The organism is Leptolyngbya sp. AN02str (genome assembly GCF_050565595.1).
GTDB lineage: Bacteria > Cyanobacteriota > Cyanobacteriia > Elainellales > Elainellaceae > Kaiparowitsia.
This window is the reverse complement of record NZ_JBNXVR010000091.1, coordinates 1-1,227: the sequence shown is the minus strand read 5'-3', so window position 1 is coordinate 1,227 and position 1,227 is coordinate 1. Positions and strand designations below refer to the sequence as shown.

The 1,227-nt window shown below is 53.6% G+C and carries 1 protein-coding gene; it reads left to right on the top strand.

Annotation, left to right across the window (positions count from 1 at the left end; all coding sequences use genetic code 11):
- Window positions 1–75 precede the first annotated feature (75 nt).
- A partial coding sequence (locus ACQ4M4_RS28700) for an IS1634 family transposase (RefSeq protein ID WP_430687886.1) occupies window positions 76–1,227 on the top strand: 1,152 nt, incomplete at its 3' end.

The following is a 1,227-nucleotide window of genomic DNA, read 5'->3' as shown; positions in this document are numbered from 1 at the left end:
CCGACATTCCGCAGGTTGCTCTGGGAATTAAAGGGAGTGGGGATAAGCTGAGGGAGACGAGTTAGGATCGCCCCCTTGCAGATCGAGAACTTGGACCACTTGGGACTGATTGCGGGTGTTATTGATGAGTTGGGCTTGGTGGAGTTAAGCGATGAGTTACTCAAGACACACAAGCTGCAACAGGTTAGCCCGGGACAAGTGTTGAAAGCAATGATTCTGAATGCCTTGGGCTTTGTCAGCGCCCCGCTGTACCTGTTCAGCGAATTCTTCGTAGGCAAGCCAGTGGAACATTTGCTTGGACCTGGGATTGAGGCAGAACACTTGAATGATGACCGCATCGGGCGGGTGTTGGATGAGTTGTTTGCCTACGGCACGACCTTGTTCTTCTTCCAAGTGGCGCTGCAAGCTGTCCGACGATTTGCCGTTGTGGTAGAGCAACTGCATTTAGACTCGACCTCATTGGCTGTGGATGGGGAATACAAGCTAGACAAGACCAGTGAGGGTGAGGCGATTACAGAATCCCAAGAGCCGACTGCCATTCACATCTGTCGTGGCTACTCCCGGGACCATCGGCCTGAGTTGAAGCAGTTTCTGGTGAATTTGATTTGCTCGCGAGATGGTGGAGTGCCTCTGTGGTTCAAAGTCGGCAGTGGCAACGAGACGGATAGCCAGAAGTTTGCAGGAATTGCTAAGTCCTTTGCTGAACAATGGCAGGTGGAGGGATTGTTTGTGATGGATGCCGCCTTCTACAGTGAGCCGAACCTGAAGGAGGTTGGGGCCTTGCAGTGGTTAACCCGAGTGCCGCAAACCCTGAGTGCAGCCCAGGCGTTGGTGGGACGAGATGAAGCCGAATTGAACCCAGTACCTTGTCAACTCGAGGGGTATCGTCTGTGGGAAGAATCGCAGAACTATGGTGGGGTAGCGCAACGGTGGGTGTTGGTGGAAAGCCAGGATAGACGGCAAAGCGACCCAGGTTGGCTGTCCGGTTTCCTCAAGCAAGAGAAGGTACTGCAACGACAGTTGAAAGATTTGTGTGCTCAGGTGTTTGCCTGCAAGCCGGATGCCATGGAAGCGCTGCTGCGGTTTGAGGAACTGCTGGAATGGCATACCTTAACTCAGGTTTCGGTTGCTTCGGTGTCAGCCAAACGTCCTCCGGGCCGCCCCAAGCGCTCCAAGGTCAAGAATGAGGGAGAAAAACTGGGTTATCAGATCCAGGCTACCTTGGAG